This is a genomic window from Staphylococcus sp. HMSC34C02, assembly GCF_001838705.1.
Classification (GTDB): Bacteria; Bacillota; Bacilli; order Staphylococcales; family Staphylococcaceae; genus Staphylococcus; species Staphylococcus borealis.
This window is the reverse complement of the sequence record NZ_KV838589.1, coordinates 1-14,110: the sequence shown is the minus strand read 5'-3', so window position 1 is coordinate 14,110 and position 14,110 is coordinate 1. Positions and strand designations below refer to the sequence as shown.

Sequence of the window (14,110 nt, the reverse complement as noted above, 5' to 3'; positions counted from 1 at the left end):
AGCGCGTTCCTAACATTATAGAAACGCGCTTGTTTCATATGATCAATTAGTTGTTTACTGTTGTATTGAATGGATGTTTATGATGTTTACCATGGACGATATAATACACAATAATTGCGACGGCTAATAGTGAAGCCATGGCTAAATATAAGTTGCGATATCCCATAAATGGAATGATTAGTCCAAGTATAAATGGTCCCATACCGGCACCGAAATCTACGAAAATAAAATAGGTTGATGTTGCTAACCCCATTTTGTGTTTAGGAGATTGTTGAATTGCAATGGCTTGTGCAGTGGGAATAATGGTGCCATAACCAAAGCCGATAAATGCTGCTGATATCAGTAAAAATAATGATGAGGTTGTCATACTCAATAGAACTAAACCAACTACAAAGCTAATCATAACTGGATACATTACTTTATTTTCACCATAATGATCATAAATTTTGCCGGTGAAAGGTCGGGTTACAAATGTCGCTAAGGCATATACAACAAAGAAATAACTTGCTGCAGTAACTAAATTTAGTAACTCGGCATAAATGGATAAGAAAGATAACACACTTGAATAAGCTATGCCAACCAGCATTGTAACCATTGAAATCGGTAAGGCTTCTCGTTGTAAATAAGCGTGAATGCCTTTAGGTTGAGCATTCGCTTCATCTTCGTTTGAGGCGATATTGATTGGAAGCCTTTTAACAAAAGTAGTGAAAACTAAAGCAATTACGATACTGATTAAACTAATCGTAAAGATAGAAGAAAAACCTAGACGATGATTTAAAATTAATCCGAAAAATGGCCCTAAAGCTGACGCTAATGTCACACTTAATCCATAATAACCGATACCTTCACCTTTACGTGCTTCAGGAATAATTCTTGAGGATATGGTACCAGTTGCTGTTGATGCGAATCCAAAAGCAATACCATGTATGAAACGAACTAACATGAGAATCCATATATTCGTAATAGTGAAGTATAAAGCAATTGCGGCCACTGAAGCGATGACACTATAAAATAATATCGATTTCGGTTGGAGGTAATCAATGATACGACCCGAACCTAAGCGTCCACCTAACATACCAATAATAAATACTCCTGCAGCTAAGCCTCCAATGCTTTCAGATGCGTGATATTCGTCAATAGTAAACGCAGTGACCGTTACGATAAGCATGTAATGTATTAAATACATAAAGAAGTTCACTAATGTAACGAAGATAAAATCTTTTGTCCATAAGCGATGTTCCATCATGTCCCTCCTAAAATAGTTAGAGTGACTTAGACTCTATATTGTTTTTTAAGCGCATGGTTTATTATATAAATAATTAAAACTAATGTATAATTAGAATAAATGAATTTAATATAAGTAGAACTGATATAAAGGGGTATATATGAATTTCGAGCAATTGAGTTATGTTAAAACAGTGTATGAACAGGAATCTATGATTCATGCCAGTGAACGTATGCACATTAGTCAATCAGCGATGAGCCAATCTATAGCGCATTTAGAAGAAGAATTAGGTTATAAATTATTTTATCGTTCTAGAAAAGGGACGGTACCTACAGAAATCGGTAAACGTCTCATTCCTAAGATATTAGATATTATTGAAGCCAAACATGCGCTGCTTTCAGAAGTTGATAGTATTGAAACACATTTTGAAGGTAGAATTAAAATTGCTACGAACCCAACCTTGTTCCATAAATTACTTCCTAAAGTACTCTCTCAATTTAAAAAAGATCATCCCAATGTAGACATCGAAGTCATTGAATCTGATAAAGAAGATATATTAAGAATGATTGAAGACCATGATATTGATTTAGGGTTGATAGGTAAGACCAATCATTCTGAAATATCAAATCATATTATTGAATTTCCGCTTTATTTTGGTTCGAATTTTAAATTGATTGTACCAGCTAAATCGAAACTTTCGTTTAAAGAAACCGTGGATCTTGAGGATATTAAAGCGTACCCATTTGTCTTATATGATCGTAGCTTTTATCATCATCATTTAAAGAAATTTCAAGAAGCGAATGGAGATTTGAAGATTGTCTTCCGTACAAATAATCCAATTGTCTTAATGAGAACTGTTGCTGAAGGGCTAGGTGTCGGTATTGTATCAAGCTTTATGGTTGAGAATGAGCCTTTTTTAAACAATGAATGGATTAAAGCGTTACCTTTAGGACAATCTTTCGATTATACAGTTGACTTTGTAGCCATTACACATCAAGAACATCAAAATGATCCAACCGTGCTTGAATTTATTAACTATTTAAAAGACTATAAGACGTTGTAAACAACATATGACAAAGATGTGTCGATTTTGTTATAAAAATTTTACTCAATTCAAATAAATTTTAGTATATAATACTGTGTAACACCGATTGAAAGGAGCAACTTATGAATTTACATAACATTAACTTAGTTTCAGGTATTTTATGCTTATTATCATTTCTATTAGTAGTTTCAATTATGTTCACTAGCATGTTCTGGTTTCTTCCAGGATTGTTCGTCATGTTATTAGCTATTATTGCGAGTGTTTTAGGCATCTTAAAAGGCAACAAAGCCATTAATATTACAATATTGATTTTAAATATTGTATTTTTAGTTATTTTCTCAAGCCCGTTATTACTAGCATAAGCGTGTGAGAAAATCATATATTTTGAATTGATATAAGATAGCGGCTACAGAAATTAATCGATAACATTAATTTCTGTGGTCGCTTCTTTTTATTACGTCTTAATAAGGGTAAATAGAAGGTATAACGAAAGATAACTAAGGGGGATTTATCATGGACGTAAGATTTCCGATAGGAGAATTTGAAGCACCTAGTAACCCGACATTAGTCGATGTGAAGGAATGGATGAGTGACATAGAAGTGTATATTGACCACCTTAGTGCAACGGTCAATTCGTTAACTGATGCGCAATTAGCACGTCGTTATCGAGAAGGCAGTTGGACAGTCAGACAATTAGTACATCATATCGCAGACTCTCAAATTAATTTATATGAAAGATTAAAAATGGCACTTACTGAGACACAGATAACAGCATATATGTTTGATCAAGAACGTTGGGCCGAACTACCAGATTCAAATTTACCTATCCAAGTATCAATGAATATTTTAGATGGCCTCAATCAACGCATTGTTGAAATGGGGAATCATGTTACAGAAGATGATTTAAAACGTTCGATTAAGCTTTCAGATGGTAGCCAAGTACCAGTTTCAGAATTATTGGCAAAATTATCATGGCATGAGCGTCATCATCTAGAACATATCAAGATTGCTTTATCAGACCAAGGTGTGTCACAAGCATAAAGTGTTCAAAAATAATTATATGAAGAAGTCTCTACAACCTAAGAATGAACTTTATCAAAAGTAAGTGTTAATAAGCATACTACAAGGATAAAACTGTTATAATCTGAACTTACTAAGAGATAGATAGGGGAGGAAGTTTCATGAAGGAACAAGTTTTAGTAACTGGAGGTACAGGCTTCTTAGGTTTGCGTATAGTCGCAGAGTTGTTAAAACAAGATTATGGCGTACGTGCAACAATTCGTTCATTGTCTAAGAAAGAAACGGTACTTGAAACATTGAAAGTACAACAAATTGACACGCAAAACCTAGCGTTTGTTGAAGCGGATTTATCTAAAGATGATAACTGGGAAGAAGCTATGGAAGATTGTACATATGTGATGAGTGTCGCTTCGCCTGTAGTAATGGGGAGTGTAAGTGTGACCGATGAACACGCCATTAATAAACAAGCCGTTGAAGGGATTCAACGTATTTTAAGAGCTGCTGAGAAGACAGATGTCAAACGTGTCATTATGACAGCAAACTTTGGGGCAGTTGGATTTAGTAATAAAGATAAGTCGAGTGTGACAACAGAAGCATATTGGACTGACCCTAATGAAAAAGGACTTTCTGTGTATGAAAAATCTAAATTGATTGCAGAACGCGCAGCATGGGATTTTGTTAAAGCGACTGAAAATCATATTGAATTTGCGACAATCAATCCCGTTGCAATACTTGGTCCTTCATTGAATCAACATATGTCATTGAGCTTCCAATTTGTAGAAAATATCGCCAGTGGCAAAATGAAACGTATCCCTAATATCCCAATGAATATTGTCGATGTCAGAGATGTGGCATTAATGCATGTTTTAGCAATGAAGACACCTGAAGCCAATGGCAAACGTTTTATTGCTACTGCAGATGGACAAATTACTATGCCCGAAATTGCACAATTAATTAAACAAGAACGCCCTAAACTAGCAGACAAAATTTCAACTAAGACAATTCCGGATTTTGCGATTAAGTTAGGCGCTAGATTTAACAGTGAAGCACAAGAAGGTAAGTTATTACTTGAAATGAATAGAAATGTCAGTAACCAACAAGCGCGAACAATTCTAGGATGGACACCAAACTACACACAAGAAGAAGCCATCTTAGCATCTGTTGATTGTATGATAGAACACCACATCTTAAAATAAATATAAGTGAATACGCCATTTGAGGTAGCACCTTTATCTATAATATTGTAATTAGAAGATAAAGGTGTTTTTTTACTTACAAAATTTGGAAAGCGCTTACTTTTCTCTTGTTTCATGAAAAATACATATGCTAGTATAAATCTATGATAACGTTTTCATAACAAAAAGTAAGGTGAAACGATGAATAATACAGAGATTAAACAATTTATTGAAGCAGGACATTTAACGGTTGGTATTGAATTCGGATCAACACGAATTAAAGCGATTGCGATTGATGATCAATGCCAAACACTCGCAACAGGTTCATTTGAATGGGAGAACAGTTACCGTAACGGTTATTGGACTTATTCGATGAATGACGCATGGGTAGGTATTCAACGTGCATATGGTGCAATGACGCAAGAACTTAAAGACAAATATGATGTGACGGTGCGTCAACTCGCTTCATTAGGTATTAGTGGTATGATGCATGGCTACTTACCATTTGATGACAATGATGATTTACTCGTGCCATTTAGAACTTGGCGTAATAACAATGCTAATAAAGCAGCTGAACAATTGCGTGAAGATTTCCAAGTCAATATTCCAGAACGTTGGAGTATTGCACAACTTTATCAATCAGCATTAGATCAAGAAGTACATGTTGAGAAAGTACGTTATATGACGACACTTGCGGGATACATACACTGGTATTTAACTGATGAGAAAGTATTGGGTATCGGAGATGCATCAGGCATGTTCCCAATTGATAGTGAAACACAAGACTATCGTGAAGATATTATTCAGCGTTTTAATAAGAAATTTTCTGAAAAGGGTTACACACAAGACATAAGAGATCTCTTGCCTAAAGTGGTTGTAGCAGGAGAGTATGCCGGACGTCTTACGGAAACGGGTGCGAAATTAGTAGACCCGAACGGTGAGTTACAAGCTGGATGTCCATTATGCGCACCTGAAGCAGATGCGGCTACAGGAATGGTAGCGACGAATAGTGTAGCACCAAGAACAGGGAATATTTCGGCAGGTACAAGTATCTTCTCAATGATTGTTCTTGAAAAGCCAATCAAAGATGTTTATCCAGAGGTAGATATTGTTACAACACCAGATGGTTATGAAGTAGCAATGATTCATGCGAATAACTGTACATCAGATATTAATGCGTGGGTTGATCTATTTGGCGAAGTCTTTGAAACGATGGGCGTTCAATATGATAAAGGTGAACTATTTACCAAATTGTTTGAACGGGCTTTAAAAGGCGATGATGATTTAGGTAAGTTATTGTCATTTGGTTATATTTCAGGTGAATTTATTACAGATGTACAACATGGCTATCCAATGCTTGTACGATCAGTAGATAGCAATTTTAATTTAGCCAACTTAATGAAGACGCATATTTATAGCGCATTTACTACGTTGAAAATTGGTATTGACTTACTAAAAGAAAAAGAAAATATTCATATTGATTCAATGTTTGGTCATGGTGGCATATTTAAGACTGAAAAAGTTGCGCAATCCTTCTTAGCGGCCGCTTTAGACAGCCCAGTGCGTGTCATGCAAACTGCGAGTGAAGGTGGCGCTTGGGGTATCGCTGTCTTAGCAAGATACATGATTGAAACAGAGACATCTAATTTAGCAACTTATTTAAATGATTTCGCATTTAAAGGAACAGAATCTATGACTATGACGCCAACTGAAGAAGAAGTTGCACATTTTGAACAGTATACAGAACGTTTTAAACAAGGCATTCCACTTGAACGTCTTGCGCATGAACAATTTCATTCAGAACATAAATAACAACTAATAAACAAAGGTAGAAAGTGGGATTAAAGTGACGAACGAGATAGAAAAACGAGAACGTCAATTTTTAGGATTGCCTATGGTATTAATATGGGGTTACATTGCCGTAGCAATCTTCATGACCGGAGATGGTATGGAACAGGCGTTTTTATCTAAATATATTATGAGCCTGGGCTTTGATAATTCAGAAGCTGGTAATGTCTTAACCGTTTACGGTTTAGTGGTAGCAATTGCTTCGTGGTTATCAGGTGTGATGGCTGAGATTTTTAGCCCAAGACGTGTGATGACATTCGCATTTATCATTTGGATGGTCTTCCATGTTGGATTCTTAGTCTTTGGTTTAGAACAACAGAACTATGCCATGATGATGATCATGTATGGTATTCGTGGTTTAGCATATCCAATGTTTATTTATAGCTTTGTCGTATGGATTACATATTCTTCACCAAGTTACAAGCTGGCGTCAGCCATGGGTTGGTTCTGGGCAATGTATTCAATTGGTATAGGTGTATTAGGTTCATATTTACCAAGCTTTTCAATTCCAGTGATTGGTGAGATGGGCACTTTATGGTCAGCATTAGTCTTCATCTTAATTGGTGGATTAATCGCGATGTTCTTAGTTAAAGATAAAAAAGGTAAAGACGTAGAAGCGCAACATATGACTAAGAAAGAAATGTTAAGAGAATTTGGTCGAGGGATTACTATTCTTAAAAATAAGAATGTAGCAGTTGCCTTTGTCGTACGTATTATTAACCAATTGTCATTATTCGGCTTGGTTGTATTCTTACCTCATGTTTACACTGCAGATTTCGGTTTCACTACGTCAGAATGGTTACGTGTATGGGGATTAATGTACATTATTACCATATTTACAAACTTATTCTGGGGTATTATGGGCGATAAAATTGGTTGGGTACGCCAAGTCCGTTGGTTCGGTTGTATTGGTATGGCCGTATCCACATTAGCGTTTTATTACTTCCCATCATGGAGTGGGCCTAATATCATCGTGACAACGTTAATTGCGATTATGTTTGGTTTCGCAGTTGCTGCGTTCGTTCCAATGTCAGCTATATTCCCAACGTTGGTCCCAGAACATAAAGGTGCCGCAGTATCTGTACATAACCTAGCAGCAGGATTAAGTAATTTCCTGGGTTATGGACTTGCAAGTGTGATGCTCATCTTCGCTTCAGCAGAAGTGACTATTTGGGCTTATGCAGTGATTTATGTATTAGGCTTTGTTCTTACATTCTTTATGAAAGTACAACAGCCTGGAAGACAAGTCAAAACAACAATTAGTTCACAATCAAATTAAAAAGGATGATAAAAATGACAAACATTATTGATCAATTTAAAGTAAATGGTAAAGTAGCAATCGTAACAGGTGGTGCCATGGGTCTAGGTAAAGCGATGGCAGAAGCATTGGCACAAGCAGGCGCAGATATTGTAATTGCAGACATTAAATTAGACTTAGCACAAGAAACAGCGAAAGCAATTGCTGATAATGAAGGCGTTAAAACGACAGCATTAAAAGTAGACGTAACTAATCCAGAAGACGTTAATAAAATGGTGGATGACGTCGTAAATGAGTATGGCAAAGTAGATATCTTAGTCAACAATGCGGGTATGACAATTAATGAAAAAGCAGAAGATGTGTCTTACGAAAATTGGTTAAAAGTAATTAACTTAAACTTAAATAGTGTCTTCTTAGTAGCACAAGCAGTAGGACGTCAAATGATCAAACAAGGCTATGGTTCAATCATTAATACTTCATCTATGTCAGGCTTAATTGCCAATAAACCTCAAGAACAAGCATCTTATAATGCGTCTAAAGCAGGCGTTATCATGTTAACGAAAAGTTTAGCAATGGAATGGTCTAAATATGGCATCAAAGTAAACACAATTGCGCCAGGATACATGAAAACGGCATTAACTGAACCAATGTTTAATACTGGTGGCGAAATGATTGACTATTGGATGGGAGCAACACCAATGGGTCGTCCAGGTGAACCAGAAGAGCTAGGTGGCATTGTTGTATACCTTGCATCAGATGCGTCATCATTCGCACAAGGTAGCGTATTTACAATTGACGGTGGTTACACAGCATTATAATCATATTTAATGAATGGCAAAAATATACATCTCAACAGTAGGTGAAAATCTATCTGTATGAGGTGTATTTTTTTATAAGCAGATCAGGAATTTCAAGAATGACGTTATGCTTGCCGGTTAGGTCGGGTAAACAGTACATATAGACGTATTGAACGGAGGAATAATGATGAAACGCTCGACAGATCTCGATAAGACATTGAAATCTTTAGATGGACAAAAATACGGCGCGTATAAAAGAATTAAAGGAACATATGCCTTTAATCAATTTCGTTTAGCTATTGATCATGTACAGGTGGATCCTTTTGCGCCACCTTCAAAAATGCGACTTATGATCCAACGAGATGTTGCTCAAATTCCGGATCATTTACTAGATACGAAAGACAAACGGCTTGCAGTATCGGACTTCTTAACCCGAGCGTTTGCCTATCAAGTCGCAACGTTTAATCGCACTGTAAAAGGTTCTGGGAAAAATGGAAAAATCTTTATCAATCATTGTGGCCAAGAAATGCTAGAACGCACGTCGGTTGTAATCAATGATAAAACCATTGAAGTGCGCTTTGAAGTTGGTATGCCGGCTGCAGGACGTAAGATTCTTGGAAAAGCTGCAGCGCATACACTGATCAACGGGTTACCAAAGATCGTAAATCAAGCCATTATGTATCAAAATATTGATCAGCAAGCACTCCAACATCAAGTGACAGTAAAACTCGACCAAACGTATATTAGAGAACAACTTGAACAACAACATCTTGTTGCTTTCGTTGCGAATAATGCTATTTTACCAAGAAAAAGTGGTGTGTCTGATGAACCGATGAAAGATGCGATTCGATTTACGAGTCCAACAACGCTTGAGACGACGTTTAACTTACCAAGTGGTCGGGCAGTCACAGGGATGTCTATTCCTGAAGGCATCACATTGATTGTTGGTGGCGGTTATCATGGTAAATCGACCTTATTAGAAGCGCTTGAACGTAGCGTTTATGACCATATTCCAAATGATGGACGTGAATTTGTAATTACACGTCATGATGCTATGAAGATACGTGCTGAGGATGGACGTGGTATTCACAACGTTAACATTAGTCCGTTTATAGATAATTTGCCTGGTAAGAAGGACACGACGCATTTTTCAACTGAGAATGCGAGTGGCAGTACCTCTCAAGCGGCAAATGTGATGGAAGCATTGGAAACGCAAACGTCAACATTGCTTATAGATGAAGACACATCAGCAACGAACTTTATGATACGTGATGGGCGCATGCAGAAATTGATTGCGCCTGATAAAGAGCCCATTACACCATTTTCAAATAAAGTGAGACCACTCTTTGAAACACATCACGTTTCAACCATTTTGATTGTCGGTGGCTCTGGTGATTACTTTGATGTAGCCGACCAAGTATTAATGATGGATGCGTATCATTTGAAGGATGTGACGGATGAAGCGAAAGCCATTGCACAATCAGACGGCTATCAACGCGACACACAAGCAGATACGCCATTTGGTGAGATTCCATCTCGGGTGCCGTTAGTCACTTCTTTCTCTAAGAAGGGAAAAGATGATCGATTGAAAGCGAAAGGACTACACACAGTCATGTACGGCAAGGAAGCAATTGATTTATCTGGTTTAGAGCAACTGGTTGACGATAGTCAAACCAATGCATTGCCGGTTATGATCAATTACTTTAGACATCAACTGATAGATCATCATTTAAGTCTTATTGAGGCGACGAACCAAATGTATGAGGTGATTGAAAAGCATGGCATCGAAGCGGTATCTAACTTCGATGGTCATCCGGGTAATCTAGCGCTACCACGTAAACAAGAATTTATTGGAACGTTAAACCGTTACCGCGGATTAAAAGTGAAATAACATAACAAAAGCACATTGCACTTGATAGTTAATCAAGCTTTGCAATGTGCTTTTAATTCGTTAAGAAAAAGTCTACAGTAATATCATCATCATAATATCTTTCGTCATATTCTTCAATTGACGTATTAGGCAGTATGCTTAAGCTTTTGACATAATCAATACCATAGTCTTCGACATAGCCGTGTTGGCCATGTTTAACATAAGGCGTTACTTTCGATTTAAATTTAACAACTTGATGTAAAAATGGATCTTGGTCGTGATAATATCGCTTCGCTGCATAAACCCAAACATGATCGAAATATTGACCGCCGATGTTCACATCAGTTAATAAAATTTTCGAGAAAATAGGTTTATTTGGGATGTGTATTTTAGGTGTTATAGTAATATATTCAACTTGGCCTGTTACGGTTACAGTTTTATTCTTCAAAGATTTCAAGCTATCACGAGACATAGTATCACCTTCTTATGCAAAAATTGTAAAATTGATAACTATTACCTAAAATAATTAATGTTTAAAGTAATTTTACAATAAAATGCATAGAAAGTGGTAACTTATACATTCTGAAAATACTTAATTTCGGAAGTGTATATTTATGAAATTTACTGTATATAATGGTGGATACCTTCAGCTGCACGTATGCCACTGAAGATACAACCACCAAGGAAAGTGCCTTCTAAAGCGCGATAACCATGGACACCGCCACCACCAAAACCAGAAGCTTCACCTGCCGCATATAGACCTTGTATCGGTTGCATCTTTGAATTAAGTGCTTGGCCTTCTAAATTTGTTTGAATGCCACCAAGTGTTTTACGACTAATGATATTTAATTTGACGGCGATCAAACGTCCGTTTCTTCCACTTAATATTTTATGAGGTTTGGCCGTACGAATCAATTTATCGCCTAAGAACTGGCGTGCATTATTGATAAATGCGACTTGTGGATCTTTCGTAAACGGATTATCAATTTGTAAGTCGCGTGCTTTGATTTCTTGCTTAATCGCTTCATAATCAAGTAACGTACTACCAACTAAGTCGTTCATTTTTCGAACTAGCGTACCTAAATCATCAGCGATAACAAAGTCCGGGCCATTATTCATAAAGGCTTCTACTGGAGAGGTTGCTTTACGACCTAAGCGTTCTTGAAGTAGCAACTTGATATCTTTGTCCGTTAAATCAGGGTTCTGTTCAGAGCCTGAAAGGACGAATTCTTTCTTAATAATGTCTTCTGTTAAGATGAACCACGAGTAGTCATAACCTGTGTTCATGATAGTTTCTAATGTATGTAAGGTGTCGAAACCAGGATAATCAGGCGCAGGCATACGTTTGCCAGTAGCGTCAAACCACATAGAAGATGGACCTGGAATAATACGAATGCCGTGGTTCGACCAAATTGGGCTATGATTCTGGATACCTTCAGTGTAGTGCCACATACGATCTTTATTCACGATGTTTGCTCCTGCATCTTCAGTAATTTGAATTAACCGGCCATCCGTTGAATCAGGTACCCCTTGAATCATAGTTTTTGGTGGATTACCTAAACGTTTAGGCCAGTATTTACGAATAAGTGGCATGTTGGCACCAATACCACCTGAAGTAATTAACAGCGCATCCACTTCGAAATGGAATGTATCTATCACGGTACGGGATGATTTCTCACCGCGTGCCACATCACTTGGTTCTAAAATATTTCCAGCAATGTGTGTCACTTGATTATGTTTGATACCAATATCTGTTACTTGATGACGTGCGAGAAATTCAAATTGACCTTCTTGTTCTTTTTCAAGGACGTAACGACTAAACGGCTCAACTAATCCAGGACCTGTCCCCCATGTGATATGAAAGCGTGGCACAGAATTACCATGACCTGAAGCAGACGTACCGCCACGTTCAGCCCAACCTAAGATCGGTGTTAGGCGTACACCCATCGATTTTAAATAATTTTCCTTTTCAAAAGTCGCAAAGCGCACGTAGGCTTCAGCCCATTGTTTCGCCCAATAATCTTCATCCTCCAGGCGGTCAAATTGAGCAGAGCCAAACCAATCATTCAGCGCAAGTTCATACGAATCTTTAACCCCTAGACGTTGTTGGATCTTTGAGTTAACTAGAAATAGCCCACCGAATGACCAATAAGCTTGACCACCAATCGCTTGACGAGGTTCCTGGTCTAACATTGTGACGTGATAGCCTTTCTTTAATAATTCTGTCGCAGCAACTAACCCACTTAAACCAGATCCAATGACAAATATCTTTTTATTCATAAAAAACTCCTTACAACCATTGTTTTATGTAGTCTACATATTTTATCAAGTAATATTGTCATACGAAAGTGACAACCTAAATGTTAACAAAACGGTTTGATAGATTATCAACTTCTACGGGTATATACTTGTATCAAATGTTCTTAAAGGGGTGGATGTAAATGGCAACATTAGAAGTGCTTAATCCAGCGACAAACGAAGTGATTCAAACATTAGACTATACTGACGAAGCAACAGCGAAACAACAAATTGAGAAAGCACATGAAGCGTTTAAATCTTGGAGAGAGGTAGATGCACATGAACGTGCAGACAAATTATATAAATGGTTCGCTTTGATTAACGAACATAAAGAAGAATTGGCAGAACTTATTACTAAAGAGGGCGGTAAACCTTTAAAAGAAGCACAAGGTGAAGTAGACTACGCGAATTCATACGTTTCTTGGTATGCCGAAGAAGCCAAACGTATTTACGGACGTACCATTCCTGCGAATACACCGAATAAAAACATTATCATTAAGAAATTCCCAGTAGGTGTAGTTGGTGCTATTACGCCGTGGAATTTCCCAGCGGCAATGATTACACGTAAGATTGCGCCAGCATTAGCTGCAGGTTGTACCATTGTGTGTAAACCTGCGACGCAAACACCACTGACAACGATACGCTTAATTGAATTAGCGCATGAAGCGGGTATCCCAGAAGATGCCGTTCAATACGTAATTATGTCAGGTAAAGACGCAGGTGAATTATTCACGAAACATCCAGTGATGCAGAAAGTGACGTTTACTGGCTCAACTAATGTAGGTAAGAAACTTATTGCGCAAGCGGCTGAATCCGTTGAAAATGTCACAATGGAACTGGGTGGCCTGGCACCACTCATTGTTCATGAAGACGCCGATATTGATTATGCGGTAGACCAAACAATTGCTTCAAAATTCCGAAATGCGGGTCAAACATGTATCTGTGCAAACCGTGTATACGTACATGAAGCGGTTGAAGATGCGTTTGTTAAGCAATTAACGCAAAAAGTTCATGAACTGAAAGTCGGAAATGGTATGGATAAAGACGTTACGATTGGGCCGTTGATTAATGAAGATGGCGTGAAGAAAGTCGTTAATCAATTAGAAGATGCAGCATCTAAAGGTGCTCAATTATCACGTTCTTTAGAGGATGCACAAGCGTTAGGTGGTAACTTCTTGAAACCTGTTGTCGTATCAAATGCGAACCAAGAGATGTTAGCCATGCAAGAGGAAACATTTGGTCCTATCGTGCCTGTTGCAACATATTCAGATTTAGAAGATGCGATTCAAATGGCGAATGATACACAATTTGGCTTAGCTGCTTATTTCTTTACAAATGATTATTGTACTGGCTTCCACTTATATCATTCACTTGACTATGGCGTGATTGGTTGGAATGACGGTGGACCATCAGCTGCCCATGCACCATTCGGCGGTATGAAAGAAAGTGGTTATGGCCGAGAAGGTGGCACAGAAGGTATTGAACCATACTTAGAAACAAAATATTTATCAATCGGTAATATTTAAGCTACAACGGGAGTGGGACAGAATTCTTTTGAATTCGTCGTAACCCCA

Annotated in this window: 12 protein-coding genes; 9 read left to right on the top strand and 3 right to left on the bottom strand. The window is 37.5% G+C overall.

Annotated features, from left to right (window positions below):
- Positions 1-46 precede the first annotated feature (46 nt).
- Positions 47-1,243 carry an MFS transporter gene (locus tag HMPREF3239_RS08405; protein ID WP_053030127.1) on the bottom strand — a complete coding sequence of 399 codons (1,197 nt, stop codon included), beginning with the start codon at positions 1,241-1,243 and terminating at the stop codon, positions 47-49.
- A gap of 142 nt (positions 1,244-1,385) precedes the next feature.
- On the opposite strand from HMPREF3239_RS08405, the gene HMPREF3239_RS08400 reads away from it, so the two are divergent.
- From HMPREF3239_RS08400 to HMPREF3239_RS08365, 8 genes are all read left to right on the top strand, one after another.
- Positions 1,386-2,288 (top strand): LysR family transcriptional regulator, encoded by a 903-nt coding sequence (locus tag HMPREF3239_RS08400; RefSeq protein WP_053030126.1) that lies wholly within the window; start codon positions 1,386-1,388, stop codon positions 2,286-2,288.
- Positions 2,289-2,392: 104 nt separating this feature from the next.
- Entirely contained in the window at positions 2,393-2,632 is a 240-nt protein-coding gene (locus tag HMPREF3239_RS08395) for a hypothetical protein (RefSeq protein WP_053030125.1), read from the top strand.
- A gap of 151 nt (positions 2,633-2,783) precedes the next feature.
- Positions 2,784-3,311: a YfiT family bacillithiol transferase gene (locus HMPREF3239_RS08390; RefSeq protein ID WP_053030124.1), complete on the top strand. Its 528-nt coding sequence runs from the start codon at positions 2,784-2,786 to the stop codon at positions 3,309-3,311.
- Positions 3,312-3,451: 140 nt separating this feature from the next.
- Positions 3,452-4,486 (top strand): SDR family oxidoreductase, encoded by a 1,035-nt coding sequence (locus HMPREF3239_RS08385; protein ID WP_053030123.1) that lies wholly within the window; start codon positions 3,452-3,454, stop codon positions 4,484-4,486.
- Between the two features lie 180 nt (positions 4,487-4,666).
- Positions 4,667-6,277 carry a xylulokinase gene (locus tag HMPREF3239_RS08380; protein WP_053030122.1) on the top strand — a complete coding sequence of 537 codons (1,611 nt, stop codon included), beginning with the start codon at positions 4,667-4,669 and terminating at the stop codon, positions 6,275-6,277.
- Positions 6,278-6,311: 34 nt separating this feature from the next.
- Entirely contained in the window at positions 6,312-7,592 is a 1,281-nt protein-coding gene (locus HMPREF3239_RS08375) for an MFS transporter (protein ID WP_053030121.1), read from the top strand.
- 14 nt (positions 7,593-7,606) lie between these two features.
- Positions 7,607-8,389, top strand: a complete 783-nt coding sequence (locus HMPREF3239_RS08370) for a glucose 1-dehydrogenase (protein ID WP_070855347.1) — start codon at positions 7,607-7,609, stop codon at positions 8,387-8,389.
- Positions 8,390-8,555: 166 nt separating this feature from the next.
- The gene (locus HMPREF3239_RS08365; protein ID WP_053030119.1) at positions 8,556-10,259 is read left to right on the top strand and encodes an ABC-ATPase domain-containing protein; all 1,704 of its coding nucleotides are present in this window, start codon (positions 8,556-8,558) and stop codon (positions 10,257-10,259) included.
- 52 nt (positions 10,260-10,311) lie between these two features.
- On the opposite strand, the gene HMPREF3239_RS08360 is transcribed toward HMPREF3239_RS08365, so the two are convergent.
- Both HMPREF3239_RS08360 and HMPREF3239_RS08355 read right to left on the bottom strand, forming a co-directional pair.
- Complete coding sequence (locus tag HMPREF3239_RS08360; RefSeq protein WP_053030118.1) at positions 10,312-10,710, bottom strand: hypothetical protein; 399 nt, start codon at positions 10,708-10,710, stop codon at positions 10,312-10,314.
- A gap of 149 nt (positions 10,711-10,859) precedes the next feature.
- A complete protein-coding gene (locus HMPREF3239_RS08355) occupies positions 10,860-12,518 on the bottom strand; it encodes an FAD-binding dehydrogenase (protein WP_053030117.1) in 1,659 nt (552 codons plus the stop codon).
- A 161-nt stretch (positions 12,519-12,679) separates the two neighbouring features.
- Between HMPREF3239_RS08355 and HMPREF3239_RS08350 the strand changes: the two genes are divergently transcribed.
- Positions 12,680-14,062, top strand: a complete 1,383-nt coding sequence (locus HMPREF3239_RS08350; RefSeq protein ID WP_070855345.1) for an NAD-dependent succinate-semialdehyde dehydrogenase — start codon at positions 12,680-12,682, stop codon at positions 14,060-14,062.
- The last annotated feature ends 48 nt before the right edge of the window (positions 14,063-14,110 follow it).

Excerpts from the sequence above, each read along its gene's own strand:
- HMPREF3239_RS08405 (WP_053030127.1), bottom strand. The coding sequence starts at position 1,243 with ATGGAACATCGCTTATGGACAAAAGATTTTATCTTCGTTACATTAGTG.
- HMPREF3239_RS08400 (WP_053030126.1), top strand. The coding sequence starts at position 1,386 with ATGAATTTCGAGCAATTGAGTTATGTTAAAACAGTGTATGAACAGGAA.
- HMPREF3239_RS08395 (WP_053030125.1), top strand. The coding sequence starts at position 2,393 with ATGAATTTACATAACATTAACTTAGTTTCAGGTATTTTATGCTTATTA.
- HMPREF3239_RS08390 (WP_053030124.1), top strand. The coding sequence starts at position 2,784 with ATGGACGTAAGATTTCCGATAGGAGAATTTGAAGCACCTAGTAACCCG.
- HMPREF3239_RS08385 (WP_053030123.1), top strand. The coding sequence starts at position 3,452 with ATGAAGGAACAAGTTTTAGTAACTGGAGGTACAGGCTTCTTAGGTTTG.
- HMPREF3239_RS08380 (WP_053030122.1), top strand. The coding sequence starts at position 4,667 with ATGAATAATACAGAGATTAAACAATTTATTGAAGCAGGACATTTAACG.
- HMPREF3239_RS08370 (WP_070855347.1), top strand. The coding sequence starts at position 7,607 with ATGACAAACATTATTGATCAATTTAAAGTAAATGGTAAAGTAGCAATC.
- HMPREF3239_RS08365 (WP_053030119.1), top strand. The coding sequence starts at position 8,556 with ATGAAACGCTCGACAGATCTCGATAAGACATTGAAATCTTTAGATGGA.
- HMPREF3239_RS08360 (WP_053030118.1), bottom strand. The coding sequence starts at position 10,710 with ATGTCTCGTGATAGCTTGAAATCTTTGAAGAATAAAACTGTAACCGTA.
- HMPREF3239_RS08355 (WP_053030117.1), bottom strand. The coding sequence starts at position 12,518 with ATGAATAAAAAGATATTTGTCATTGGATCTGGTTTAAGTGGGTTAGTT.
- HMPREF3239_RS08350 (WP_070855345.1), top strand. The coding sequence starts at position 12,680 with ATGGCAACATTAGAAGTGCTTAATCCAGCGACAAACGAAGTGATTCAA.